This is a genomic window from Herbidospora sp. NBRC 101105 (genome assembly GCF_030269205.1).
Taxonomy (GTDB): domain Bacteria; phylum Actinomycetota; class Actinomycetes; order Streptosporangiales; family Streptosporangiaceae; genus Herbidospora; species Herbidospora solisilvae.
Genome location: NZ_BSSX01000009.1, coordinates 469377 through 493401 on the forward strand (window position 1 = coordinate 469377; position 24025 = coordinate 493401).

At 70.1% G+C, this 24025-nt stretch carries 24 protein-coding genes, 2 tRNA genes and 1 rRNA gene; 16 read left to right on the forward strand and 11 right to left on the reverse strand.

The window, feature by feature from the left end:
• Nucleotides 1–15: 15 nt before the first annotated feature.
• Complete coding sequence (gene nudC / locus QSK34_RS34645; protein ID WP_161484150.1) at nucleotides 16–930, forward strand: NAD(+) diphosphatase; 915 nt, start codon at nucleotides 16–18, stop codon at nucleotides 928–930.
• Nucleotides 931–1056: 126 nt separating this feature from the next.
• Here the strand turns inward: nudC and crcB are convergent, their stop codons facing one another.
• From crcB to QSK34_RS34670, 5 genes are read right to left on the reverse strand one after another with little or no spacing between them, the layout of a single operon-like run.
• On the reverse strand, nucleotides 1057–1419 hold the full coding sequence (crcB, locus tag QSK34_RS34650) for a fluoride efflux transporter CrcB (RefSeq protein ID WP_285590650.1): 363 nt from the start codon (nucleotides 1417–1419) through the stop codon (nucleotides 1057–1059).
• An 8-nt stretch (nucleotides 1420–1427) separates the two neighbouring features.
• Nucleotides 1428–1757 carry a DUF190 domain-containing protein gene (locus QSK34_RS34655; RefSeq protein ID WP_285590594.1) on the reverse strand — a complete coding sequence of 110 codons (330 nt, stop codon included), beginning with the start codon at nucleotides 1755–1757 and terminating at the stop codon, nucleotides 1428–1430.
• Nucleotides 1754–2152, reverse strand: coding sequence for a fluoride efflux transporter FluC (locus QSK34_RS34660; RefSeq protein ID WP_285590596.1), 399 nt, complete (start codon nucleotides 2150–2152; stop codon nucleotides 1754–1756). Before QSK34_RS34660 ends, QSK34_RS34655 begins: the two co-directional genes overlap by 4 nt.
• A 45-nt stretch (nucleotides 2153–2197) precedes the next feature.
• Nucleotides 2198–2449 carry a mycoredoxin gene (locus QSK34_RS34665; RefSeq protein WP_161484220.1) on the reverse strand — a complete coding sequence of 84 codons (252 nt, stop codon included), beginning with the start codon at nucleotides 2447–2449 and terminating at the stop codon, nucleotides 2198–2200.
• A 59-nt stretch (nucleotides 2450–2508) separates the two neighbouring features.
• Nucleotides 2509–3450, reverse strand: a complete 942-nt coding sequence (locus QSK34_RS34670) for an alpha/beta hydrolase (protein WP_285590599.1) — start codon at nucleotides 3448–3450, stop codon at nucleotides 2509–2511.
• A gap of 149 nt (nucleotides 3451–3599) precedes the next feature.
• On the opposite strand from QSK34_RS34670, the gene QSK34_RS34675 reads away from it, so the two are divergent.
• The 4 genes from QSK34_RS34675 (at nucleotide 3600) to QSK34_RS34690 (ending at nucleotide 8211) form a co-directional block, all read left to right on the forward strand.
• A complete protein-coding gene (locus QSK34_RS34675) occupies nucleotides 3600–5642 on the forward strand; it encodes an ATP-dependent DNA helicase UvrD2 (protein ID WP_285590601.1) in 2043 nt (680 codons plus the stop codon).
• Nucleotides 5639–6505: an acyl-CoA thioesterase II gene (tesB, locus tag QSK34_RS34680; RefSeq protein ID WP_285590603.1), complete on the forward strand. Its 867-nt coding sequence runs from the start codon at nucleotides 5639–5641 to the stop codon at nucleotides 6503–6505. Before QSK34_RS34675 ends, tesB begins: the two co-directional genes overlap by 4 nt.
• A 475-nt stretch (nucleotides 6506–6980) precedes the next feature.
• Nucleotides 6981–7244 (forward strand): WhiB family transcriptional regulator, encoded by a 264-nt coding sequence (locus QSK34_RS34685; RefSeq protein WP_030451771.1) that lies wholly within the window; start codon nucleotides 6981–6983, stop codon nucleotides 7242–7244.
• 301 nt (nucleotides 7245–7545) lie between these two features.
• Nucleotides 7546–8211, forward strand: coding sequence for a class I SAM-dependent DNA methyltransferase (locus QSK34_RS34690; RefSeq protein WP_285590606.1), 666 nt, complete (start codon nucleotides 7546–7548; stop codon nucleotides 8209–8211).
• A 37-nt stretch (nucleotides 8212–8248) separates the two neighbouring features.
• Here QSK34_RS34690 and QSK34_RS34695 read toward each other — a convergent pair whose 3' ends face one another.
• Both QSK34_RS34695 and QSK34_RS34700 read right to left on the reverse strand, forming a co-directional pair.
• Complete coding sequence (locus tag QSK34_RS34695) at nucleotides 8249–9580, reverse strand: ABC1 kinase family protein (protein ID WP_285590608.1); 1332 nt, start codon at nucleotides 9578–9580, stop codon at nucleotides 8249–8251.
• A complete protein-coding gene (locus QSK34_RS34700) occupies nucleotides 9577–10689 on the reverse strand; it encodes a ThiF family adenylyltransferase (protein WP_285590609.1) in 1113 nt (370 codons plus the stop codon). Before QSK34_RS34700 ends, QSK34_RS34695 begins: the two co-directional genes overlap by 4 nt.
• A 549-nt stretch (nucleotides 10690–11238) precedes the next feature.
• On the opposite strand from QSK34_RS34700, the gene QSK34_RS34705 reads away from it, so the two are divergent.
• The 4 genes from QSK34_RS34705 to QSK34_RS34720 are packed head-to-tail and all read left to right on the forward strand — an operon-like array spanning nucleotide 11239 to nucleotide 13182.
• Nucleotides 11239–11754 (forward strand): M48 metallopeptidase family protein, encoded by a 516-nt coding sequence (locus QSK34_RS34705; RefSeq protein WP_062339090.1) that lies wholly within the window; start codon nucleotides 11239–11241, stop codon nucleotides 11752–11754.
• A complete protein-coding gene (locus tag QSK34_RS34710; protein WP_285590615.1) occupies nucleotides 11748–12332 on the forward strand; it encodes a glycosyltransferase family protein in 585 nt (194 codons plus the stop codon). Before QSK34_RS34705 ends, QSK34_RS34710 begins: the two co-directional genes overlap by 7 nt.
• Nucleotides 12333–12373: 41 nt before the next feature.
• Complete coding sequence (locus QSK34_RS34715; RefSeq protein WP_285590653.1) at nucleotides 12374–12754, forward strand: helix-turn-helix transcriptional regulator; 381 nt, start codon at nucleotides 12374–12376, stop codon at nucleotides 12752–12754.
• 5 nt (nucleotides 12755–12759) lie between these two features.
• A complete protein-coding gene (locus tag QSK34_RS34720) occupies nucleotides 12760–13182 on the forward strand; it encodes a VOC family protein (RefSeq protein WP_285590617.1) in 423 nt (140 codons plus the stop codon).
• Here the strand turns inward: QSK34_RS34720 and QSK34_RS34725 are convergent.
• From QSK34_RS34725 to QSK34_RS34735, 3 genes are read right to left on the reverse strand one after another with little or no spacing between them, the layout of a single operon-like run.
• Nucleotides 13154–14164, reverse strand: a complete 1011-nt coding sequence (locus QSK34_RS34725) for an endonuclease/exonuclease/phosphatase family protein (protein WP_285590619.1) — start codon at nucleotides 14162–14164, stop codon at nucleotides 13154–13156. The two genes, QSK34_RS34720 and QSK34_RS34725, sit on opposite strands and share 29 nt — an antisense overlap.
• Nucleotides 14165–14204: 40 nt before the next feature.
• On the reverse strand, nucleotides 14205–14759 hold the full coding sequence (locus QSK34_RS34730; protein ID WP_285590621.1) for an NUDIX hydrolase: 555 nt from the start codon (nucleotides 14757–14759) through the stop codon (nucleotides 14205–14207).
• Nucleotides 14756–16015 carry a zinc-dependent metalloprotease gene (locus QSK34_RS34735; protein ID WP_502875562.1) on the reverse strand — a complete coding sequence of 420 codons (1260 nt, stop codon included), beginning with the start codon at nucleotides 16013–16015 and terminating at the stop codon, nucleotides 14756–14758. Before QSK34_RS34735 ends, QSK34_RS34730 begins: the two co-directional genes overlap by 4 nt.
• Before the next feature lie 82 nt (nucleotides 16016–16097).
• Here QSK34_RS34735 and QSK34_RS34740 point away from each other — a divergent pair, with 82 nt between their 5' ends.
• The 6 genes from QSK34_RS34740 (at nucleotide 16098) to QSK34_RS34765 (ending at nucleotide 22058) form a co-directional block, all read left to right on the forward strand.
• A complete protein-coding gene (locus tag QSK34_RS34740) occupies nucleotides 16098–17168 on the forward strand; it encodes an NAD-dependent epimerase/dehydratase family protein (RefSeq protein WP_285590623.1) in 1071 nt (356 codons plus the stop codon).
• Nucleotides 17169–17177: 9 nt separating this feature from the next.
• Nucleotides 17178–17600 (forward strand): molybdenum cofactor biosynthesis protein MoaE, encoded by a 423-nt coding sequence (locus QSK34_RS34745; RefSeq protein ID WP_062339097.1) that lies wholly within the window; start codon nucleotides 17178–17180, stop codon nucleotides 17598–17600.
• A gap of 34 nt (nucleotides 17601–17634) precedes the next feature.
• On the forward strand, nucleotides 17635–18678 hold the full coding sequence (locus QSK34_RS34750; RefSeq protein ID WP_285590625.1) for a YlbL family protein: 1044 nt from the start codon (nucleotides 17635–17637) through the stop codon (nucleotides 18676–18678).
• Nucleotides 18679–18845: 167 nt separating this feature from the next.
• On the forward strand, nucleotides 18846–21767 hold the full coding sequence (locus QSK34_RS34755; RefSeq protein ID WP_353051466.1) for a UPF0182 family membrane protein: 2922 nt from the start codon (nucleotides 18846–18848) through the stop codon (nucleotides 21765–21767).
• 56 nt (nucleotides 21768–21823) lie between these two features.
• A tRNA-Met gene (locus tag QSK34_RS34760) sits at nucleotides 21824–21897 on the forward strand.
• An 84-nt stretch (nucleotides 21898–21981) separates the two neighbouring features.
• A tRNA-Met gene (locus QSK34_RS34765) sits at nucleotides 21982–22058 on the forward strand.
• 838 nt (nucleotides 22059–22896) lie between these two features.
• On the opposite strand, the gene QSK34_RS34770 is transcribed toward QSK34_RS34765, so the two are convergent.
• On the reverse strand, nucleotides 22897–23307 hold the full coding sequence (locus tag QSK34_RS34770; protein ID WP_030457229.1) for a hypothetical protein: 411 nt from the start codon (nucleotides 23305–23307) through the stop codon (nucleotides 22897–22899).
• 611 nt (nucleotides 23308–23918) lie between these two features.
• Here QSK34_RS34770 and QSK34_RS34775 point away from each other — a divergent pair.
• Nucleotides 23919–24025 (forward strand): 16S ribosomal RNA (locus QSK34_RS34775); the annotation flags it as partial.

A 24025-nucleotide genomic window follows, 5' to 3' on the forward strand; every position in this document is an offset into this window, starting at 1 on the left:
TGAAAGAATAACCCCGTGGACATCACCGAGGGACTCCTGGGGCCCCTGCTACTCAGCCGCAGCACCATCGACCGTTCCGCCCAGCTCCGCCACGACCCCGACTGGCTCGACCGGGTCTGGCACGACCCGTCCACACGCGTCCTCGTCATCAGCGACGGTCAGACCCTGGTCAAGCGGTCGGGCGACGACGCCGACCTCGTCCTGCTGACCCCCGCCGAGGCCCCCGAGGGTCAGCGCCACCTGCTCGGCGTCGCCGACGGCGTGGCCTACTTCTCCGTCTCGGCCAAACTCCCTGACGACGCCGACTCCGCCGGGCTGCGCGAGGCCGGTTCGCTCCTCGGCGACCGCGACGCCGGCCTGTTCGTCTACGCCGTGGCCCTGGAGGCCTGGCACGCCACCCACCGCTTCTGCCCCCAGTGCGGCGCCGAGACCACCGTCACCCAGGGCGGCCACGTGCGCGTCTGCCCCAACGACGGCTCCCAGCACTTCCCCCGCGTCGACCCCGCCGTCATCATGCTGATCCGCGACCCCGACGACCGCGTCCTGCTGGCCCGCGGCCCCCAGTGGCCCGAGGGCCGCATGTCGGTCCTGGCCGGTTTCGTCGAGCCGGGCGAGTCCCTGGAAGCGGCGCTGGCCAGGGAGGTCTTCGAGGAGGTCGGGGTACGCGTGGCCGACCCCCGCTACCTCGGCAGCCAGCCCTGGCCGTTCCCCCGCAGCCTGATGCTGGGCTTCTTCGCCCGCGCCCTCTCCAGCGACCTGACCCTCGACCCGAAGGAGATCGCCGAGGCCCGCTGGTTCACCCGGGAGGAACTGCGCGTGGCCGTCGCGAAGGGCGAACTCAGGGTCCCGCCCCCCGTCTCCATCGCCCGCAGGCTCATCGAGACCTGGTACGGATCGGCGATCGACGACGAGGGCAACTGGGGCCGCTGACGCCGTGCTGCCGACGAGCGCAGAAAGCGGATTCCGGCAGCACGCGGGAGACGGCGCGCCCGGACATGCTGCCCGTGGGCGGGCAGGGTGATGTGCTCGTCCCGCTGATCGCGGGCCGTCGTGGGGTCATCCGCCGATGGCGCGGGCGAGCAGCATGCCGCAGGCGCCCGCCCCCAAGCCGCCCGCGATGCTCGCCACCACGTTGGCCGCCGCCGCCAGCCGGGCGCCGTCCTCGGCCAGGCGCAGGGTCTCGTAGCTGAACGTCGAATACGTCGTCAGCGCGCCGCAGAAGCCCGTTCCGGCCAGGGCCCGCACCGCGTCGTCGGCGGGCAGGGCGACCAGGAAACCCAGCAGGGCCGACCCTGTCAGATTCACTACGAACGTCCCCCACGGGAACACGCTGTCGTGCCGCGACTGGATCAGCCGGTCGGTCAGGTAACGCAGGGGAGCCCCGATCGCCGCGCCCGCCGCCACGAGCAGGGCGGTCAGCAGTCCGGTCACCGCGACCGCCCGCCGTAGTGGTGCACCTCGACCTCGTCCACCATGACCAGGCCCTCGCCGATCAGCCCGTCGAGCGCGGGCAGGAACGCCCGGATCCGGTCGGGCTCGTCGACGATGACGATCGCCACCGGCAGGTCCTCCGACAACGACAGGATGCGGGTGGTGTGGATGTGGTCGGACGCGCCGTAGCCCTCGATGCCGCGGAAGACGCTGGCCCCGGCCAGCCCGGCGGCGTGGGCGCGGTGCACGATCTCGTGGTAGAGCGGCTTGTGGTGGCTGGTGTCGGACTCGCCGACGAAGATGGTCAGCCGCAGCGCCGGTGTCATGTCAGCCTCCCCAGTCGCCGGGCCGCCGCCCGGGTGGCGGCCGTGCCCGCCCACACGGCGGCCAGCGCCAGCAGCGGCGTCACCACCAGGTAGGCCAGCGCCGCCCGGGGCGCGTCGCCCGCGACCAGCAGGCCGATGTCGGCGACGTAGGTGGAGAAGGTGGTGTAGCCGCCCAGCACCCCGACCCCCAGGAGGGGGCGTACCCAGGAGGGGGCGGCCCAGATCTCGGTGACGGCCACCATCAGGACGCCGATCAGCAGGCATCCGGTGACGTTGATGAACAGGGTCGTCCACGGGAATCCGGGGGCGCTCGGGAAGAGCACCCCCAGCCCGTAGCGGAGCAGTGAGCCCGCGACCCCTCCGGCCGCGATCACGGCGAGCGTTCGGACGGGCATCGGTTCCTCCTACCGGTCAAGGTAGGGACCGTCGGCAGCGGACTGCTATATCGACTGGCCCATCGTCTCCAGGCGACGCTTGACCTCGATCACCGAAGGGTTGGTCGCCGAGGTCCCGTCGGGGAACACCACCGTCGGAACGACGCGGTTGCCCTTGTTGACACTTTCGACGAACGACGCCGCCTGGGGATCGGCCTCGACGTCGACCTCCTGGTAAGCGATGCCTTCGCGGGTCAGCTGGCTCTTGAGCCGCTTGCAGGGGCCACACCACGTGGTGGTGTATACCGTGAGCGCCATTGTCGTCCCTTTCTGTCGGCGGTCATTGCCAACACAACGGATGGTGCTCATCTTCCCATCTAGTACGCCAGATGTCCGATCACCCACGACTGGATCGTCTCGGCCACGCCGGGCTCCCGGAACAGGGGCGAACTGTGGTTGCGCCCGGGGTAGGCCCGGACCGACATGTCGATCCCGTAGACCGCCAGCGACTCGCGGAGCAGTTCGCTCTGGTAGGGCGGCACGAACTCGCGGGCCGAGTGGACGCTGAGCATCGGCGCGTCGCCGTAGGAGGCGTGGAAGGGCACCTCCATGCTCGACCAGATGCGCGGGCACTTGTTGGGGCCGCACCCCCCGGCCAGGGCCACCGCCGCCTGCCTCAGCTTGCGCTGCTCGTGGGTGGCGCCGGGGCCGCCGTCGGAGTAGGCGGTCAGCGGGGAGATCACCGGCGAGACGCCGACGACCGCACGTAACCCGGGTTGCCCGTGGCCGTAGGTGCCCACGGAGGCCGCGATGTGGCCGCCGGCCGAGAAGCCGATGACGGCGTAGCGGTTGGGGTCGAGGCCGAACTCCGAAGCCATGCGGCGGGTGGTCGCGATCGCCTCAAGGGCGTCGTCGCGCTGCGCCGGCCACCGCGCGTCGCCGGACAGCCGGTAGTTGACGTTGACCACGACGTAGCCGAGGTCGAAGTAGCTGCGGGTGACCGCCTTCATGTAGGCCTTGTCGCCGCCCGACCACCAGCCGCCGTGGATCATGAACACGACCGGGCGGATGAGCGGGTCGCCGGCGCGCCAGTAGACGTCCATCCGCTGCCGCACGTGACGGCCGTACTTCACGAGCGTCTTGCGCTCCTGGACCGGCGGCGGCGTGGACGTCGACGTCGTGGTCGGCGAAGGCGAGGGGACCGGCGTCGGCGAGGCCGTGGCGGCCGGCTGGGGGCTGACGGCGTGCGCGCCCGCGCTCATCGGAGCGCTGAGGACGGCGGCGAGTGCGAGCGCACCGGCGACGGCCGCTTTCTTCAAGGGTCTGAAACCTCCCCGCGCGGCCCCCGTCGTGCCCTCCGGGGGCGCTCCCTCTTTGCCTTCTGCGACCCGGCTCTTGAGACGCGCTTGGCCGGGTGCTGGAAGGATGATGCCAGCAGATCACCCGCCGCGCACGTTGGAGGCCGCATTTGGACGTCCTTTCGGGCCTCGATCCCGAGCAGCGGGCGGTGGCCGAAACGCTGCGGGGTCCGGTGTGCGTGCTGGCCGGCGCAGGTACCGGCAAGACTCGGGCGATCACCCACAGAATCGCCCATGCGGTACGAACCGGTGTGGCCGACGCGCCGAGCGTGCTCGCTGTGACGTTCACCACCCGGGCCGCCGGAGAGCTCCGCCACCGGCTGCGCGAACTGGGCGCGCCGGGCGTCCAGGCGCGCACCTTCCACGCCGCCGCGCTGCGCCAGCTCACCTACTTCTGGCCGCGCGTCATCGGCGGCGACCCGCCCCAGGTGATCGAGTCGAAGCTGCCGCTGCTGATCGAGGCGGCCCGCATGCTGCGCCGCAACCCCGACCGCGCCGAGCTGCGCGACGTCGCCAGCGAGATCGAGTGGGCCAAGGTCACCCAGCACGGCCCCGAGGACTATCCGGCCGCCGCCCTCAAGGCCCGCCGCACCCCGCCGATCCCGGCCGACGACGTCGCCCGCCTCTTCGACCAGTACGAGAAGCTGCGCCGCGCCCGCCACCTGGTCGACTTCGAGACCATCCTCGAACTCACGGCCGCCGTGATGACCGAGCACCGCGAGGTCGCCAACCAGATCCGGTCGCAGTACCGCTACTTCGTGGTCGACGAATACCAGGACGTCAACCCGCTCCAGAAGCTCCTGCTCGACACCTGGCTCGGCGGCCGCGACGACGTCTGCGTCGTCGGCGACCCCAACCAGACGATCTACAGCTTCACCGGCGCCAGCCCCCACTTCCTGACCGGCTTCGGGGTCGAACACCCGGGCGCGGCGGTCGTGAAGCTGGTCCGCGACTACCGCTCGACCCCCGAGGTCGTCACCCTCGCCAACCGGGTGATGGCCCGCAGCCCCCACCGCCTCGAACTCGTCGCCCAGCGCGAGCCGGGCCCCGAACCGGTCTTCACCGAATACGACGACGAGGCCGCCGAGGCCATGGGCGTGGCGCTCCGCGTCAAGAAGCTGATGGCCGACGGCGTCCCGACCAGGGAGATCGCGGTCCTCTTCCGGGTGAACGCCCAGTCGGAGGCCTACGAACAGGCCTTCACCCAGGCCGGCGTGCCCTACCTGCTGCGCGGCGCGGAGCGGTTCTTCGAGCGCCCCGAGGTCCGTCAGGCCGTCGTCCTGCTGCGCGGCGCCGCCCGCTCGGCCAACGACGAGGAGCCGCTGGCCCCGGCCGTCCACGCGATCCTGGCCGGCATCGGCCTGACCCCCGAGCGGCCCGGCGGCGGCGCCGCGCGCGCCAAGTGGGAGTCGCTGAACGCCATCGCCGAACTCGCAGAAGACCTGGCCGCCAAGGGCGGCGACCTGCCCGCCTTCGTGGCCGACCTCGAACGCCGCGCCGCCGAACAGCACGCCCCGCCGGTCGAGGGCGTCACCCTGGCCTCGCTGCACGCCGCCAAGGGCCTCGAATGGGACGCCGTCTTCCTGGTCGGCCTCACCGAGGGCATGCTCCCGATCGTGTACGCCGAGACCCCCGACCAGATCGAGGAGGAGCGCCGCCTCCTCTATGTGGGCATCACCCGGGCCCGCGTCCACCTCAACCTGTCGTGGGCGCTGGCCCGCTCCCCGGGCGGCCGCCGGTCGCGCCGCCCGTCGCGCTTCGTGGAGTCCCTGGCCGGCACCCCGGCGACCCAGCCCTCGTTCGCCCCGAAGCCCGCCGCCCGCAGGACCGTCGCGGCCCCCGCGACCTGCCGGATCTGCGCCCGCACGCTCGCCACCGGCCCCGAGCAGAAGCTCGGCCGCTGCGCGACGTGCCCCGCCGAATACGACGAGGCGCTGCTGGAGGAACTGAAGGCGTGGCGGGCCGAGGCGGCCAAAGAGGCCAAGGTGCCGAGCTACGTCGTCTTCACCGACGTCACGCTCCAGGCCATCGCCGAACGTGCCCCCGCGACCGAGGAGGCCCTCCTCGCGATAGCCGGGATCGGCCGCGTCAAACTGGAGCGATACGGTCAAGCCGTACTCTCCCTCGTCCGACGCCGTCTGGAGGCCTCGTGAACTCCGCCCTCAAGGAGTTGCTCGACCTGCTCGACCTGGAGCAGATCGAGCTCGACATCTTCCGCGGCCGCAGTCCCGAAGAGCGCATCCAGCGGGTCTTCGGCGGCCAGGTCGCCGCCCAGGCCCTCATGGCGGCGGCCCGCACGGTCGACCGGGAACGTCAGGTGCACTCGCTGCACGCCTACTTCATCCGCCCCGGCGACCCGGCCGTGCCGATCGTCTACACGGTCGACCGCGTCCGCGACGGACGGTCGTTCAGCACCCGCCGTGTGGTCGCCGTCCAGCACGGCAAGGTCATCTTCACCATGTCGGCCTCCTTCCACATCGAGGAGGAGGGCGTCCACCACCAGGCGGCGGTGATGCCCGACGTGCCGGGCCCCGAAAACCTGGCCTCTCTCCAGGACCGGCTGCGCAAGCTCATCGGCGACGACCCCGAGTGGTCGGGCTGGTTGTCGCGCCCCCGCCCCCTCGACGCGCGCTACGTCACCCCGCTGACGTGGGAGGCCAACCGCGACCCGAGCCTGGTCGGCCCGGAGAACCAGGTGTGGTTCCGCTACGACGCCGACCTGCCCGACGACCCGCTGCTCCACGTCGTGCTGGCCGCCTACGCCTCCGACTACACCCTCGTCGACACGGTGCTGCTCGCCCACGGCCTGGCCTGGGGCTCGTCGAACATCTCCGGCGCCTCCCTCGACCACGCCATGTGGTTCCACCGCAGGTTCCGCGCCGACGACTGGATCCTGTACGCGCAGGAATCCCCGTGGTCCGGCGGCGCCCGCGGCCTCGCCCAGGGCCAGATGTTCACCGCCTCCGGCGAACTGGCCGTGTCGGTCGTGCAGGAGTGCCTCATCCGGGTTGGCTGAACCCGGAAAATTTCTATGTAATCGCAGGTCGAAAATGTGTTGCCCACTCGGCGGGTTGCCGTTTAGGGTCATGCACATGCGAGTCGGACGCTACTGTCCGGCCCCCCGAGTTAGTCACCAGGAGGTGAGCCCCGTGCTGAGCATCAGAATGTCGAACGCCACGCCGTGGCTCGCCGCCGCATGCCCTGCCACCGATGCCGGTTATGGCTCGCACGCCAAACTGCGCGTCGATGGCGCCTTCGCGCCGAACCCGCTAGTCCGGCGCGTGCGTATCGAGCAGACCAGCCACACCACCAAGGGTGGAGTGGGGCGTCCGCGTCCTGCCTGGAGTAGGCCAGTCACAACCTGACCGGTCAGTCAGCCTCCAGGCCGCGGATCCCCACATCGGATCCGCGGCCTTCTTGTTTTTTCTCCGGCCCGTATCCCCCCACTGCAGAGGACAGACACCAACCCGATTCACAAAGAGGTGACGCAGATGGCGGCCCCGGTCATGGACCTGATCGAAGCCGAAATCCCCTGTCGTACCGACCCCGACCTCTGGTTCGCCGAGTCTCCCGAAGACGTCGAGTTCGCTAAGGCGCTCTGCGGCGGCTGCCCCATCAGGGAGACCTGCCTGGCCCGGGCCCTCGAGCGTGAGGAGCCCTGGGGCGTCTGGGGCGGCGAGCTGATCCTGCGAGGCACCGTGGTTCCGCGCAAGCGGCCCCGTGGTCGTCCCCGCAAGACCCCGCTCCCGCTCTGACGAACGACCGACAGACAACCCGACCCGAAGACCTGCAGAAAAGAGAAGTCCGATGACCTTCCACACCTCCACCGCCCCACATCTGTTCCAGGAACTGGTGGATGAGCGAATACGAGGGCTCCAGCGGGAAGCCGCGGAGCACCGCCTCGCCAGTCGTGTGGCCAACGCGAACAAAGCCCGTAAGCGGGCCGCCCGCGCCACCGCCGCCCTCCAGGCGGCCCTGTCGAGGCTCTAACGGCCACTTGTAGAAAAAGGCCCGGGTGTACCACTACACACCCGGGCCTTCTGCATGCTTCCAACCGTGACAGAACCGGACTCCCTCGCCACCACCCGCGCGGCCTACGACGCCGTCGCCGCCAACTACGCCCGGGACATCCCCGGGCGTTACCACTCCAGCCCGCTGGCCCACGCGATGATCGTGGTCTTCGCTGAACTGGTCCGCGCCGGGGGCGGCGGCCCGGTGGCGGACGTGGGCTGCGGCCCCGGCCACGTAACCGCCCACCTGTCGATGCTGGGTGTGAGCGCCCACGGCGTCGACGTGTCACCGGAGATGATCGCGCTCGCCCGGACCGCCCACCCGGGACTGCGCTTCGACGTGGGCACGATGACCGCCCTCACCGCCGCCGACGCGACACTCGCGGGCGTCGTCGCCAACTACTCCATCATCCACACGCCGCCAGAACGCCTCCCCGAGACGTTCGCCGAGTTCCACCGCGTGCTCGTGCCGGGCGGCCATCTCCTGCTCGGCTTCCAGGCCGACGACGACCCCACCCGGCTGGGCGAGCCCTTCGACCACTCGGTAACCCCGGCCCACCGCTATTCCCCCGACCGAGTCGCCGAACTCCTCCTCGACGCGGACCTGCCCGAGGTCGCCCGATTGGTCATCGCCCCAGGCGAGGACACCAAGCGCGGCTTCCCCCAGGCATACTTACTGGCCCGCCGCCCCACAGGGGAACAGCCGGACTGACCACCGAACAGACCCGCGCCCGGCCCGAGCAGCCGGCTCAAGGTGCGGGTGCCGGTTCCTCGTTCTCGTCGGCGAAGCCGGGGACCCATGCGATGACCTCGTCGCGGAAGCGGGCCGTCGTGCCGAGCTGGCACAGGACGCCCACGCCCGCCGCGTGGACCCGGTGGATCAGCACATAGGTCGCCGGCAGGTTGAGGTGGCGGACCACGTTCGTCGGGCGGAGGTCGGTCGCGCTCGCCGCCTGGGTCTGGAGCCACTCCCGGCTGAAGGTGAACTCCTCGACCTGGGTCGGTTCGACGTAGGGCGCCAGGAAGGCCCGCAACGCCTCGACGTCGATCTCGATGTGCGGCCGGATGAAGCCCTCGGCCCGCAGGCCGTCGACGACGGTGTCCATGTCGCCCTGGTTGAACAGGCGCACCAGGCGGCCGAAGACCGGCGGGTAGCCGTCGGGCAGGCGGTTGACCGCGCCGAAGTCGAGCACGCCGAGCCGGCCGTCGGGCAGCATGCGGAAGTTGCCGGGGTGCGGGTCGGCGTGCAGCATGCCCACGCGGGCGGGCGAGCTGAAGAGAAACCGGGTCAGCAACAGGCCGGCCCGGTCGCGTTCCTCCTGCCCGCCGCCGGTGATCACCTTCGACAGGGGGGTGCCGTCGATCCACTCGGTCACCAGGACGTGTTCGTTGGCGGCGATCACGTCGGGGACCCGGAAGTCGGGGTCGTCCTTGAAGGCGACCGCGAAGGCGTGTTGCGCCTCGGCCTCCAGGAAGTAGTCGAGCTCCTCGACCACCCGGTCTTTCAGCTCCGCCAGCACGGCCTTGACGTCGAGGCCCGGCAGCAGCGCCCCGAACAGTTTGCCCAGCCTGGCGAGCTGGTTGAAGTCGGAGATCAGCGCCTTGCCCGCCCCGGGATACTGGATCTTCACGGCGACCTCGCGGCCGTCGTGCCAGACCGCGCGGTGGACCTGCCCGATCGAGGCGGCGGCGGCCGGGCGGTCGTCGAAGGACAGGAAGTTCTCCCGCCAGTCGTCGCCCAGTTCTTCGGCGAGCACCCGGTGCACCGTCGCGGCGGGCAGCGGGGGCGCGGCGTCCTGCAGTTTGGTCAGGGTGGCCCGGTAGGGTCCGGCGATCTCGCTCGGCAGTGCCGCCTCGAAGATCGACAGCGCCTGGCCGAGCTTCATCGCCCCGCCCTTGAGCTCACCGAGGATCTTGAAAATCTGCGCCGCAGTACGCTCCTGGATCTCCTGGGCGACGATTTCCGCGGACTTCCCGCCGATCCGTTTCCCCAGGCCGAGAGCAGTGCGCCCGGCGAACCCCAGGGGCAGGGCCGCCAGCTTCGCCGAGCGCGTCACGGCGTTGCGCGGAAGGTCACTCACGCGACCATTGTTAGCCCAGCCTGGTCGTTTCGACTACAACGGCATCGGGGATGACGCGGCCACACCCGGCGCCGCCACTGTAAATCGGGCAGGATTTCGGCCGTTCCGACGGCGTCGACCCCACGTCTGTCGAGGAACGCGAGCACCTGCCCGGCCGCCTGCCCCGCGACCAGACCCGAGGTGATGGTGTCGCATCCCGACTGCCCTCTGATGGCCGCCCGGACCGCCGGCCAGCCCGGATCCCGATCGCGCCGGGTCAGTTCGATGCACGAGAGGCACGGCGACTGGCCCGGAACGACCAGCGGCCCGACGGCGCCGCACCCCTCGGCGCAGGTGGCGAGCAGATGGGGGATGCCGAGCGTCGTGAGGTCGTGGGCCAGCAGCGGATCGGGCGCGCCGACGGGCGCCAGCACGACCAGGTCGGGCGCGGCGGCGCCGTCCATGAGCCCGGCGGCGGCGCGACCCGCCCAGGCCGTGACACTCGGCGCGACCGCTGCGGCCACCGCCACCGCGCCCTCCTCACGGGGCCTGCCGACGTGTTCCCAGCCGAGCCCGCCGGGCACCACGTCCTCCGCCCGCGCGCACTCGGGGTCGAGCACGCAGATACGCCCGACCCCGGCCGCCGCCAGCAGGGCGGCCACACGGGCCCCTATGCGCCCGGCGCCGTAAATCCGGACATAAGACCCTTGTCTGCCCGCGAAGGCCTTCAGGCCCCCATCCAGGGCCGGGGGAGGGGACTTCTGTCCGGAGGCGGTCTCCGGGAGTTCGTACACCGTGGGCGGAAGCGACAGGGCCTCCAGGTCGGGCCTGAACCGGTCGCGCTCCTCGCGGCTGAGCGTGGTCAGCGGGGCCGGCCCCGAGACGTCGTCGAGCAGGCCGCGCCCGGCGAGCAGGTCGATGATGCGCGTGGCGATCGTCTCGTCGACCTGGGAGTCGGCGATGGCCTGGGCCAGCGTCCTGGTGCCGTCGAGGCTGCCCACGAAGCGCCGCGCCCGCTCGTCGAGCCCGGTCAGCAGCACGGCCCGCGCGGGGTGCAGCCCGAACTGGAGGGTCTCCTCGTCACGCGCGGCGACGCCGACGGCGGGCTTCACCCGCGGCCGGCTGGCCATACCCAAGGGTTGTGTCATGGCCGGGAAACTGTCACATCCCGCCGGTCACCCGAGCCGCTTTCCCGCCGCCTGTGGATAACCGTCCGTCGCCACCGGCCCACCCGTCGAGCGCCAGGCCCCGATTTCTTCAAGTGGGAGTTCCGGCCCCGAATCGGATGTATGCGAGAAAAGATCGATAAGAGGCACGCCCGCATTCACGTCCGCCGGACCACTATTGATCATTCCTCGGAGAGCGGTGCCACCGGCCGCCGGGCGAGGCATGATCACTGACGCCGGGTGCGCGCCGCCGCCGAGGGTGTCCCGGTGCGCGTCCGCGCAGGTCAGGCCCGCACCGCAGGTTTTACTCCTGCGCCGCCGCCCATATCCATTCGTTGCCCCGCAATCCCGGAAACAGGCCGCGCACCGGCCTTACCGGGCACTCTCCCCAGCTCTCCCGCACACGACGGATGGGACCGGTGTGCCGGTTTAACGTGGGGGAAACGTTGATTGACCAGCGGGAACGCCCGTGACCCCCTGTGGAATTCCGCGCGTGTCGAGTACCGTGCATATGTGCCCCCCGAGACAGTCGAGGTTCGTCGGAGCGCACGACGGCGGCGAACCGTTTCCGCGTACCGCGATGGAGACAAGACCATCGTGCTGCTGCCTGCCGGTCTGAGCACGACCGACGAGGAGCAGTGGGTACGCCGCATGCTCGAACGCCTGGCGGCGAAGGAGCAGCGCAAAAGACCGAGCGACGACGACCTGCTCGATCGCGCGCGGGAACTGTCGGCCCGCTACCTCGACGGACGGGCCGCGCCATCGAGTGTTCGCTGGGTCGAGAACCAGCTCCACCGATGGGGGTCGTGCACACCAGATCATGGCACGATCCGATTGTCGGCGAGACTCCGGGGGATGCCCGCGTGGGTCGTAGACTACGTGATCATGCATGAGCTGGTGCACCTGCTGGTGCCGAGCCACGGCCCTCGGTTCTGGGCGCTGGTCGAACGTTACCCCAAGGCCGAACGGGCGCGCGGTTTCCTGGAGGGATTCTCCATGGCCGCGAGCGGCACCCCGGAGGAATGTTGACCGAACGGCTGGTGGCCGTCCTGGTGACCCCCTCGTGCGGTGACGCCGCGCCACCGGGGGTCGGCCGCGAGGAGTTCCTTCGTGCCGTGGCCGAGGACACGTACGAGATGGTCGCGGGGCTCGACCTGGTGACCCCCGTGATCATATCGGTTGGAGTCCCAGATTTGGAGGAGATCGCCTGGCCGGGCACGCCGGTGATCTCCGTCGACTCCGCCGACCAGGCCTTCGCCGCGCTGCCCCCGGCCGACCAGGCCGTCGTGGTCAGCGCCGACGCGCCCGACCTGCCGCCGCTGCTGATCGGCAAGCTCTTCCGCGAACTCGGCCGCGCCGAGATCGCCGTCTGCCCGTCCGACACCGGGGGAGCGGTCGCGGTGGCCGCCCACCTGCCGTTCCCCGCGTGGGCGACCCTCGACGTCGACCACCCCCAGGTCGTCAAGGCGCTGCGCGCCCAGGCCCCCGGCCCCCGCAAGGTCGCCACCGGGCCGGGCTGGCACCGACTGCGGACACCCGACGACCTCGCCCGCCTCGACCCGGGCCTGGAAGGATGGGACTCCACCAGGGCGTTGGTCCTGTCGTGAACCGCGACGACCTCGTCCGGCTGCGCCGGGTCCGCGACATGATGGACCGCGACTACGCCGGCCCTCTCGACGTGCCCGCCCTGGCCAAGGCGGCCCTCATGTCTCCCGGCCACTTCTCCCGCAGCTTCCGGGCCGCCTACGGCGAGACGCCGTACAGCTACCTCATGACCCGCCGGATCGAACGGGCCAAGGCGCTGCTGCGCAACGGCGACATGTCCGTCACCGACGTCTGCTTCGCGGTCGGCTGTACGTCGCTCGGCTCCTTCAGCTCCCGGTTCACCGAGTTGGTCGGGGAGAGCCCCAGCGCCTACCGCGCCCGCTCCCACGACGAGGCCGCCGCCATCCCCGCCTGCATCGCGAAGATCCACACCAGGCCGGTCAGGAACGGAGAAGCCAACGCCGGCGGTCGCCCTCTAGCGTGAGAAGCATGGACATCAAACTGCACACGTGCTTCATCGCCGTCGACGACCACGACACCGCGCTGGCCTTCTACCGCGACGTGCTCGGCATGGAGGTCCGCAACGACGTCTCCTACGAGGGCATGCGCTGGGTGACCGTCGGCTCCCCGTCGCAGCCCGACGTGGAGATCGTGCTCGAACCGCCGCTGGCCGACCCCAACGCCTCGGCGGAGGACAAGGAGACCATGTCCGAGCTGCTGGCCAAGGGCCTGCTGCGCGGTCTGATCTTCACCACCGACGACTGCGACGCCACCTTCGAGAAGATCGCCGAAGCGGGCGCCGAGGTCCTCCAGGAGCCGATCGACCAGTTCTACGGCGTCCGCGACTGCGCCTTCCGCGACCCCTCGGGCAACCTGCTGCGGTTCAACCAGCCGCTGAAGAAGGAAGCCTGAGCACGGTGAAGACCGCCCGGTGGTCGGTGCCGGCCACGTCGTGCACGCTCGCGTGCCCGACCGCCACCCGCGGGTCGACCAGCACGTGGTCGATGGTGATGAGGGGCGGCAGCCGCCGTCCGGCCGGCCAGGTCGTGATCAGGCCCTTCCCCGTGGCGTCGGCGGCGTCGACCCACCCGTGACCGAGCACCGCGCGGAACTCCGCGTGGTCGAAGGTGGCGTTGTAGTCGCCCGCCAGGATCCGGATCGTGCCGGCCTCGGGCCGGGGCAGCGAGCGCAGCCCGTCGCGCCACAGCCCGATGTCGCGCCCCAGCGGCGCCACCGTGTGCACGTCGACCAGCTCGACGGGCGGGCCGCCGGGAACCTCGATCTTCGCGTACGGCATCCGGTGCCCCTCCCCGGGCGCGAACGGCGCCAGAGGGGTCAGCGGGAACCGCGAGTAGATGCCCGACCCCGCGGCGCTCCAGTGGGGCTCCAGATGGGTGTACGGCATCAGGTCCCCCAGCCCCGCCGCGGCCAGCCCCTCGACGGCCCGGGGGCTCAGCTCCTGCACCGAGATGACGTCGGGACGCGCAGAACGTACAAGAGCCATGAGGGAACCGACGTCGGCGCGCCCGAAGCGCATGTTGACCGACAGCAGCCGGAGCGACGGCCCGTCGGCCGAGGGCTGCGCCGAGGGCAGCGCCCGAGGCAGCACCACGAACGACAACGCGACCACCGAGGCCAGCGCGAGGGTCGCGGCCCACCGCGCCCGGCTCAGCACCGCGACCAGGACCGCCACGACCGCCCCGAGCACCGCGTAGGGCGTGCCCGTGGACAGGAGCGTGCCGAAGCCGGTGAGCTCGATCCCGGTCAGCCGGAAGACCGCCCAGACCACGCTGACCCCGGCCAGCAGCCAGGCGAACGCCCGCCGCTTACGCCCCGGTGAGGGGGCGGGCGAGCGGATCTCCCCGCCGACTTCGACGCCTACCTGTGTGTCCACCCCGGCCACACTAACCAGCGCCGCGCAGGGGAGGGGTAAGTCAATTGTGAAGATCGTGTGCGAGCATCGCGCGGGCCCTGCGCGCGAGCCGGCGGGTCGCCATGTCGCTCGGCTCGGGGATGTCGTCGACCGGGAACCAGTCGAGCGCGAGCGACTCGTCGCTGATCACGAACTCGGCGCCGGGCGGCGCGACCGCGCCGAACTCCACGTCGAGATGCCAGCACTGCGGCGGATGACACCACACCTCGTGCCGGTCGAGCGCCAGCGGACCGGGCAGCAGGGTCAGGCCCGGGATGCCCGACTCCTCGACCGCCTCACGCAGCGCCACGTCGGGCAGCGTCTGGTCGCCGGGTTCACAGTGGCCGCCCATCGGGAGCCACAACTTCGCCTTCGGATGGTGGGTGAGCAGCACCTTCGCGCCGTCGTGGGACAACACCGCCGTCGTGGCGGTCAGATGCCCCGGTACGCACTCACGCCACATGCCGTTCTCGTGTTCGGCCAGATGACGGAGGAACTCCTGGCGGAGCGTCTCCTCCTGCGGTGTCGGGCCGGTCCAGGCCGCGAGCAGCGCCGCGGCTTCGTCGCGCAGGGTCACTTGTCGTCGTCGTCGTTTTCTTCGAGGAGCTTCAGCAGGCCGAGGTCGAAGTCCTCCTTGCCGGCCACGAACGCCTCGGGGTTGTCGAGGTCGTCGGAGTTCGGCATGAGGTCGGGGTGGCTCCACACCGCGTCGCGGTCGTCGACGCCGCGCGCGTCGCCCAGCGCCTTCCAGAGCGCCGCCGCCTCGCGCAGCCGCCGGGGCCGCAGCTCCAGGCCGACCAGCGTGGAGAAGGTGAGCTCGGCGGGACCGCCGGAGGCCCGGCGGCGCCGGACCGTCTCGGCCAGCGCGCCGGCCGAGGGCAGCTTGCCCGCCGCCGCCGCGTCGACCACCGTGGCGACCCAGCCCTCGACCAGCGCGAGCGTGGTCTCCAGGCGGGCCAGGGCGGCCTTCTGCCGCTCGGTCTCGGCGGGCTTGAGCAGGTCGCCGCCCGAGAGGATCTCCTGCAGCCGCGACGGGTCGTTGATGTCGAGCCCCTGGAGCTTGTCCTGCAGGGCCGAGACGTCGACGGTGATGCCGCGAGCGTATTCCTCGATCGCCCCGAGCAGATGTGACTTCAGCCACGGCACGTGCTGGAACAGCCGGTGATGCGCCGCTTCACGAAGGGCCAGGTAGAGGCGGATCTCCTCGGCGGGCAGTTCGAGCCCCTGGCTGAACGCCGCGATCCCGCCGGGCAGCAGCGCGGCGGTGTCGGACAGCGGCAGGCCGATGTCGCTGGTGCCGATGACCTCGCGGGCGAGGGTGCCGAGGGCCTGGCCGATCTGCTGGCCGACCATCATGCCGCCCATCTGCTTCAGCATGCCCATCAGCGGCCCGGCCATGGCCTGCGCCTCGGCCGGGAGCCCGGCGGCGCCGAGGCTGCCGCCCATGGTCTCGACCATCTTGGCGGCCACCGGGTCGCACAGCTGACCCCAGATCGGGGCGGTCTTCTCGATCCACTCCGACCGGCTCCACGCCTGCGGGTTCGCCACGCCGCTCGGCAACGACGTGGCCTCGTTGAGCCACAGGTCGGCGAGGTTCAGCGCGTCGACGACCTGGCGTCTCTCCCCCTCCATCACACTCGGGTCACCGCCGTCGGCGACCACCGCGTGGCGGGCGATGTTCTTCGCCATCTCCCAGTTCACCGGGCCGGAGCCGGGTGGGGCCGAGAGCATGTCGGCGAACTGGCGCATCGCCTGCGCCATCTGCTCGGGGTTGCCGAACATGGCGAACGGGTTCTCGTTAGGATCGTTTTCGCGACCTGGCAGGTCAGTCACCGCGCCACCTCGTGCAGGATGGAGGAGTCCACATCCGCCACGTTATCCGTCGTGGGGCGTGTCAGCGCAAAGTGAGGACCGCGTGCCAGTCTCGAAACGCCATCGTCCGCCCGTCGTCGCCGTCACCGGCGCGGCCTCGGGAGTAGGCAGGGCGTTCCTGTCGAAAGTCGCCTCGTCTGCGGATTTCCGCCGTGTGGTGGCGATCGACGCGCAACGCGGCGACGTCACCGACGTGACCTGGCGGGTGCTCGACATCCGCGATCCGCTCTTGGCGAACCGGATCTCCGACGTCGACGTGCTGGTCCATCTGGCGGGCGACTTCTCGCTCGACGGCGACCCCGCCGAACGCCGGGCCTACAACCTGCGGGCCGCCCAGACCGTGCTCACCGCCTCGGCCGCCGCCCGGGTGCGCCGGGTGGTGCTGGTCACCAGCGCGATGGTGTACGGCGCCGACGCCGACAACCCCGTGCCGCTGCCCGAAGACGCCCCCGTGGCCGCCGAGTCCGACACCGGCGTCGTGGGCGACCACCTCGAGATCGAGTCGCTGGTCCGCCGCTCGCTGCGCGCCCACCCCGGCCTGGAGGTCGTGGTGCTGCGCCCGGCCGCCCTGGTCGGCCCCGAGGTCGACACCGTGGTCACCCGCCACTTCGAGGCCCCCCGCCTGCTCGTGGTCAAGGGCTGCCTGCCCCGCTGGCAGTTCTGCCACGTCGACGACCTGGTCTCGGCCCTCGAACTGGCCGCGCTCGGCCACGTCAACGGCGTGGTCGCGGTGGGTTCCGATGGCTGGCTGGAGATGGAGCAGGTCGAGGAGATCTCCGGCGTACGCCGCTTCGAGCTCCCCGCGGGCCTGACCTTCTCCACCGCCCAGCGCCTCCACCGCCTGGGCATCACCCCCGCCCCGGCCACCGATCTCCACTACGTCGTCTACCCCTGGGTCGTCGACTGCGCGACCCTGCGGGCCGCGGGCTGGAAGCCGGCCTGGACCAACGACGCCGCGTTGCGCGAGCTGATGACCTACCGCGAGGGCAAGCACGCCGTCGTCGGCCGCCGCCTGTCCGGCAAGGACGCCACCCTCACCGCCGCCGGCGCCACGGTGGCCGTCATCGGCACCGCGGCGATCGTCCGCGCGGCCCGGCGGAAGAAGAAGATTTAGACTCCTGGGGTGGACGTCATCCGCCTCCTGGCCATCCGCGAGACCCCGCTCTCCGTCGACGAGGTCGTCGCCGCCGTCGGCGACCACGCGGCCGGGGGCACCACGCTCTTCATCGGCACCGTCCGCGACCTCGACGAGGGCCGCGACGTCGAGCTGCTGTCCTACTCGGCCCACCCGAGCGCCGAGGCCGAACTCCGGCGGGTGGCCGAGAAGGTGGCCGCCGACTTCCCGGTGACCGCGCTGGCGGCCGTCCACCGGGTCGGCGACCTGGAGCTCGGCGACATCGCCGTGATCGTCGCGGTGGCCTGCCCTCACCGGGGCGAGGCGTTCGCGGCCTCGCGCCGGCTGATCGACGACCTCAAGCACGAGGTGCCGATCTGGAAGAACCAGCGCTTCGCCGACGGATCGGCCGAGTGGGTCGGCGCCTGTTAGCCGCTCCTTATCGGCGAGCCCTTAGAGTTCTGGCATGTCCCGACGTGCCCTCACCCTGCTCGTGGCGGGTTTCCTCACACTCGCGCTGGCTGTGGGCGGCGCGATGCTCCCCGTGCCCTACGTCGTGCTGTCACCCGGCCCGACCGAGAACACGATCGGCGACGTGAAGGGCAAGCCGGTGATCACCGTCGCCGGCCACCAGACCTATCCCACGACCGGCATGCTCAGCATGGTCACCGTCGCCTACCAGGGCGGCCCCGGCAACCGCATCGGCCTGCTGACCGCGCTGCGCGGCTGGCTCGACGACACCATCGCGGTCGTGCCGGAAGAGACGATCTTCCCCAGGGAGCAGACCGTCGAAGAGGTCGAAGAGGAGAACACCGCCGAGATGGCGACCTCCCAGGAGACCTCCACCGCCGCCGCCCTGCGCGAACTCAAGATCGCCTACCAGAACGTGGTCGAGGTCGCCAGCACCGACAAGGGCTCCCCGGCCGAGGGCAAGCTGCTGCCCGGCGACCTGATCATGACCGTCGACGGCGCCCCCGCCACCGACATGGAGACGGTGGCCGCCCTGGTCCGCAAGCACAGTCCCGGCGAGGACGTCACCTTCGGCGTCGACCGCAAGGGCGCCAAGCAGGACGTGACGGTCAAGACCGTGAAGGGGTCCAGCGGCCAGGCGATCGTCGGCGTCCGCATGGGCATGTCCTACAAGTTCCCCTTCACCGTCAACATCAGCGTCGGCGACGTCGGCGGCCCGAGCGCCGGCCTGATGTTCTCCCTGGGCATCTACGACAAGCTCACCCCCGGCCCGCTGACCGGCGGCAAGGCCATCGCCGGCACCGGCACGATGGACGCCCAGGGCACCGTCGGCGCCATCGGCGGCATCGAGCAGAAGATGGTCGGCGCCAAGAAGGCCGGCGCGACGATCTTCCTGACGCCCTCGGCGAACTGCCCCGCCGCCGTGGCGGCCGTCCCCGACGGATTGCGCCTGGTCAAAGTCGACACGCTGAACGGCGCGATCAAGGCGATCGACGCGATTCGGACCGGATCGGGATCCGTCCCCGCCTGCACTTCCTGAACACTTTCCCGAGAGCTTTCGGGAAGCGCAGCACTGCCGAACGCGGTGTAGGTTGCCAGGCACAGACCGTTTGTGCTTTTGACCAAAGGGGTTTGGCGTTGAGCTTCCGGAGCCCCGGAGCCGGTCGGGCGATGCGCGTGCCCCGCCGGCCCCGCCTGCTCATTCCCGTGGGAATCGCGATCGTCGCGGTCGTGATCGTCCTCTACATCTTCGCCGGTTTCTATACCGACTATCTCTGGTACGACTCGGTGCAATTCAGCTCGGTCTTCTCGACCATGCTGATCACCCAGATTCTGCTGTTCGTCGTCGGCGCCGCCCTGATGGTCGGCATCGTCGGCGGCAACATGGCCCTGGCCTTCCGGGTGCGGCCCATGTTCGGCCCCGGCATGTTCGGCAACGCCCAGGGGGCCGACCGCTACCGCCTGGCCATCGACCCGCACCGGAAGATCATCTTCCTGATCGGCATGGCGATCCTCGCCCTGTTCGCCGGTTCGTCGACCTCGGGCCAGTGGAAGACCTGGTTGCTGTTCCAGAACGCCACGCCGTTCGGCAAGGTCGACGCCGAGTTCGGCATGGACCTGTCGTTCTTCACGTTCACCTATCCGTTCCTGCGGATGGTGCTGAACTTCCTGTTCATCGCGGTCGTCCTGTCGGCGATCGCGGCGGCGGTGGTCCACTATCTCTACGGCGGCTTCCGCATCCAGACCCCCGGCGGGGTGCACGCCTCGCGCGGCGCGCGGGTCCACCTGTCGGTGCTGCTGGGCGTGTTCGTGCTGCTGAAGGCGCTGGCCTACTGGCTCGACCGCTTCGGCCTGGTCTTCTCCGATCGGGGCAAGGTGTACGGCGCCTCGTTCACCGACGTCAACGCGGTGCTCCCGGCCAAGACCATCCTCACGTTCATCGCGCTCATCTGCGCCGTGTTGTTCTTCGCGGGGGTCGTGCGCTCCGGCGGCATGCTGCCCGGCGTCGCACTCGGCCTGCTCGTGCTGTCGGCGGTCCTGATCGGCGGCGTCTACCCGGCGCTCGTCGAGCAGTTCCAGGTCAAGCCGAACCAGCAGGCCAAGGAGCGCGACTACATCGACCGCAACATCAAGGCGACCAGAGCCGCCTACGGGGTCGACAACGCGACGGTCACCCAATACGGCGCCGAGACCGAGGCCAAGCCCGAGGTGCTGCAGAAGGAGTCGTCGCAGATCCCCGGCCTGCGCCTGCTCGACCCGACGGTGCTCAGCCCGACCTACCAGCAGCTGCAGCAGATCCGCGGCTACTACCAGTTCCCCGAGCAGCTCGACATCGACCGCTACAAGAACCCGGCCACGGGCAAGGTTCAAGACACGGTCGTGGCGGTCCGCGAGATGGGCGCCCCGCCCAGCGCCCAGAGCAACTGGATCAACGACCACCTGGTCTACACCCACGGTTTCGGCTTCGTGGCCGCCCCCGGCAGCGCGGTCGACGGCAGCGGCGTGCCCAACTTCAACGAGAAGGACATCCCGCCGACCCAGGCCCTCGGCAAGTACGAGCCCCGGATCTACTTCGGCGAGAACTCGCCCGAATACTCGATCGTCGGCGGCCCGCAGGGCAGCAACCCGGTCGAGCTCGACTACCCCGAGCAGAGCACCAGCGGCCAGAAGAACAACACCTACGCCGGCAGCGGCGGCGTCCCGATCGGCGGGATCTTCACCCGGTTCCTCTACGCCCTCAAGTACGGCGAGACCAACCTGCTGCTGAACTCCAGCATCAACGCCGACTCGAAGATCATGTACATCCGCAAGCCGATCGAGCGCATCCAGGCGGTCGCCCCGTTCCTGACGCTCGACCGCGACCCCTATCCGGCCATCGTCGACGGCCGGATCAAGTGGATCGTGGACGCCTACACCACGTCCGACGCCTACCCCTACTCCGAGCCCCACAGCCTGGAGAGCCTCACGACCGACGTGACCTCCTCGCTCCAGCCCGGCGTGCCGCAGGTGCCGCGCGACAACATCAACTACATCCGCAACTCGGTGAAGGCCACCGTCGACGCCTACGACGGCACGGTGACCCTCTACGCGTGGGACGACACCGACCCCGTGCTGAAGACGTGGCAGAAGGCCTTCGGCACCATCGTCAAGCCGGCGTCGGACATCTCGCCGGAACTCCGTGAGCACCTGCGCTACCCGGCCGACCTGTTCAAGGCCCAGCGCGAGATCCTCACGCAGTACCACGTGACCAACCCCGACTCCTTCTTCGGCGGCCAGGACTTCTGGAAGGTCCCGGAAGACCCGGCCACCAAGAAGAGCAAGCAGCCGCCCTACTACGTGACCATGAAGATGCCGGGCGTCGCCCAGGAGAAGTTCTCCCTGACGACCACGTTCGTCCCGAACAACCGGCAGAACATGGCCGCGTTCATGGCGGTCGACGCCACGGCCGACGCGAAGAACGCGAAGCTGGAGATCCTCCAGCTGCCGAGCACGACGACGATCCAGGGTCCGCCCCAGGCGCAGAACACGTTCCTGACCGACCCGACCGTCTCCGCCCAGCTCAACATCCTGAGAGGCAGCGGCGGCGCCACCGACGTCATCTTCGGCAACCTGCTGACCCTCCCGTTCGGCGGCGGCCTGCTCTACGTGGAGCCGGTCTACATCCAGCCGAAGGACGAGGCGGCCGGCCGCTTCCCGACCCTCCAGAAGGTCCTGGTCCTCTACGGCCAGCGTGTCGGCTTCGGCGACGACCTGGAGACCGCCCTGAAGCAGGTCTTCGGCGAGTCGGGCACGACCCAACCGACCGACCAGAACGAGGGCCAGACCCAGCCCACGCAGAACGAGCAGGCCGAGACGCCGACCCAGCAGGCCACGGTCGCCACGGCCCTGGGCAAGGCGCAGAAGGCCTACGAGGACGCCCAGGCGGCTCTGGCGGCCAACCCGCCCAACTGGCAGGCCTACGGCACCGCCCAGGCCGCGCTGAAGGCCGCCCTCGACGAGCTGGCCGCGGCCCAGGGCGCGGCGGCGAACCCGGCCCCGTCACCCAGCCCGTCCCCGACCCCGGTAGCCTCGGGATCGGCGACCCCGACACCCACGCCGACACCGTCGACACCACCGCAAGCGCCCTGATCCGAGCATTCAATTTGCCGCATCACCCCGCGCCGGATAGTCTTAAGACACACCGACGCGGGGTGGAGCAGCTCGGTAGCTCGCTGGGCTCATAACCCAGAGGTCGCAGGTTCAAATCCTGTCCCCGCTACTCAGCCAAAAGGCCCGGAGATCACTCTCCGGGCCTTTTGATTTGCGCTACTCCACGTTCATGGATAGTGTTCATACATACCGACGCGGGGTGGAGCAGCTCGGTAGCTCGCTGGGCTCATAACCCAGAGGTCGCAGGTTCAAATCCTGTCCCCGCTACCAAGAAAGTGGCCCGGTTCTTTGGAACCGGGCCACTTTGTTTTTCTTCGTGTACGACCTGACGATTCCGGCCGAATGATCTGAAGTCGAATTTTTGCCGCGCGTCTTGGCTGGTCATATCGGAAAATCGCGATATTTCCCTGAGATGGATGCCGGAGGGGCGCTCGGCGGCTGCGCCGCGACCGAGACCACGCTCCGGGCTGTCCCGTGGCGACCAAGGCGGTCGGGTGGCCGTGATCCCGACCAAGACGTCACGCGTGATCCGCTGGACTCGCCGGCGGCCCTGGCTGCCCGTGAGGACATTGCCGTCGCGCTGGACAACTCCCCGCACATGAGTCGGGCTGTTCGAGGCTGCCGGTGGAGGTGGGGAAGTCGGGCTGCCGAGATATCCGAGGGAGCGGCGGGTCGGTGACCGCCTCGGCTCATTGCAGGCGATCCAAGGCCCTGGACTGTTGAGAACGTCCAAGGCGAGATGCCAAAGATGGCTCGTGGCGGTGGGTTCCGGAAGCGGCCGGTTGGCGCCGGGCGCTTGGCGGGCCGGGGACGGCGGGGGCGCCGGGTGGGCGGGAGCCGTAACGAAGAAAAAGCCCTGGCCCATGTCGGGCCGGGACCCTCGGTTGTGGGTGGGGCCTGATCCCGACCCCCCAGGATCAGGCCCCCGTTCCCCCTTGGTGGTGCTTTGGGTGGCCCGGCTCCGATGGGATCGGAACCGGGCCCGGCCGTACCCCGGGGTGTGGGTGTGGGGTGCGGGCCATCGGCGGAGGGCGGTCGCGGGGTGGCAGCCCCTGGTGCGGTCGCCTTCCGCGTTATGCCGCGGTGGCTTCGAGCGCTACGGCTGTGGTCAGTGCGGCAGGCTGCGGTGCACGCTCACGCAACGGCGCAGCCGGCTGCTCGCCGGGCCCATGCGCCGCGGCTGGCGGACCGGCTGGTCGAGCGCGGCCACGAGCGCCTGGGCGGTCTTGGCGTCGGCCAGTACCCGGGCGGCCTCCTCGCCCACGGGCAGCTGGCCGTTCTTGGCCAGCTCGTGCTCAAGGAAGGTCATAGGCTCGGGGTCGCCGGCCGCGTGGGCGGCGACCGTCGCGCGACTGGCCGTCAGGAGGGCGAGGTAGTAGTTGCGCAGGGACGCCTCTCGCATGCGCGCCTGCTCCAGATCGTCGAGCAGTTCCCGGGCGATCCGGAGAAGATCGCCGGCGTGCCCGGCCTCGGCCGTGATGTGGGCGCGGATGTCATCGAACTCCGACCGCTGCGTCATGATGGCCACCTCCACGGCGGGGGTCCAGACGCCGGGTTGGCGTCGGGTGACTCCCGCATCTCATTCGTATCCCGCCCTGATTGCGGTCGGCTTGACATCGGCTTGCCCTCACCGAGGTCAGGCGGCCGCGCTCGAACCGGGTGCTACTTAGATGCGCGAGTGACCAGGTTGGTTGTCAGGCCACGGCAGTCGTTTGTGGCGTGAGTGGTCGGGGGAACTGTTAGTCTTCTCGTGTCGGCCTGGTCCGGCGAAACCCCACCCACCGCCTCACGGCGATCCGGCGTGGGTTGCTTCATCCCCTGAACACCACGGTCTAGCGGCTGGTTCGCCTTCCGCCTCGATCGCTGGTAAGTTAGAGGGGTTGCCCTCCGGAAGGGGGGTGCCGAATTCCTCTCGGATTCGGACCCGGAAGTCAAATCGCTGAATTTGACACTAACCGGGGCCGCTGAGAAGATAAAGGCACAACAGCAAGACAAAAGAAAAACAAAAGCAAGTCCGTTTCTTGAGAACTCAACAGTGTGCTAAAAGCCAGTGCATGATGCACAACCCCGTCTATTAGACGGATTCCTTTGGTTGACATTATGTCAGCCGGGAAAATTCTCTGAAGACATCTTTTGGAGAGTTTGATCCTGGCTCAGGACGAACGCTGGCGGCGTGCTTAACACATGCAAGTCGAGCGGAAAGGCCCTTCGGGGTACTCGAGCGGCGAACGGGTGAG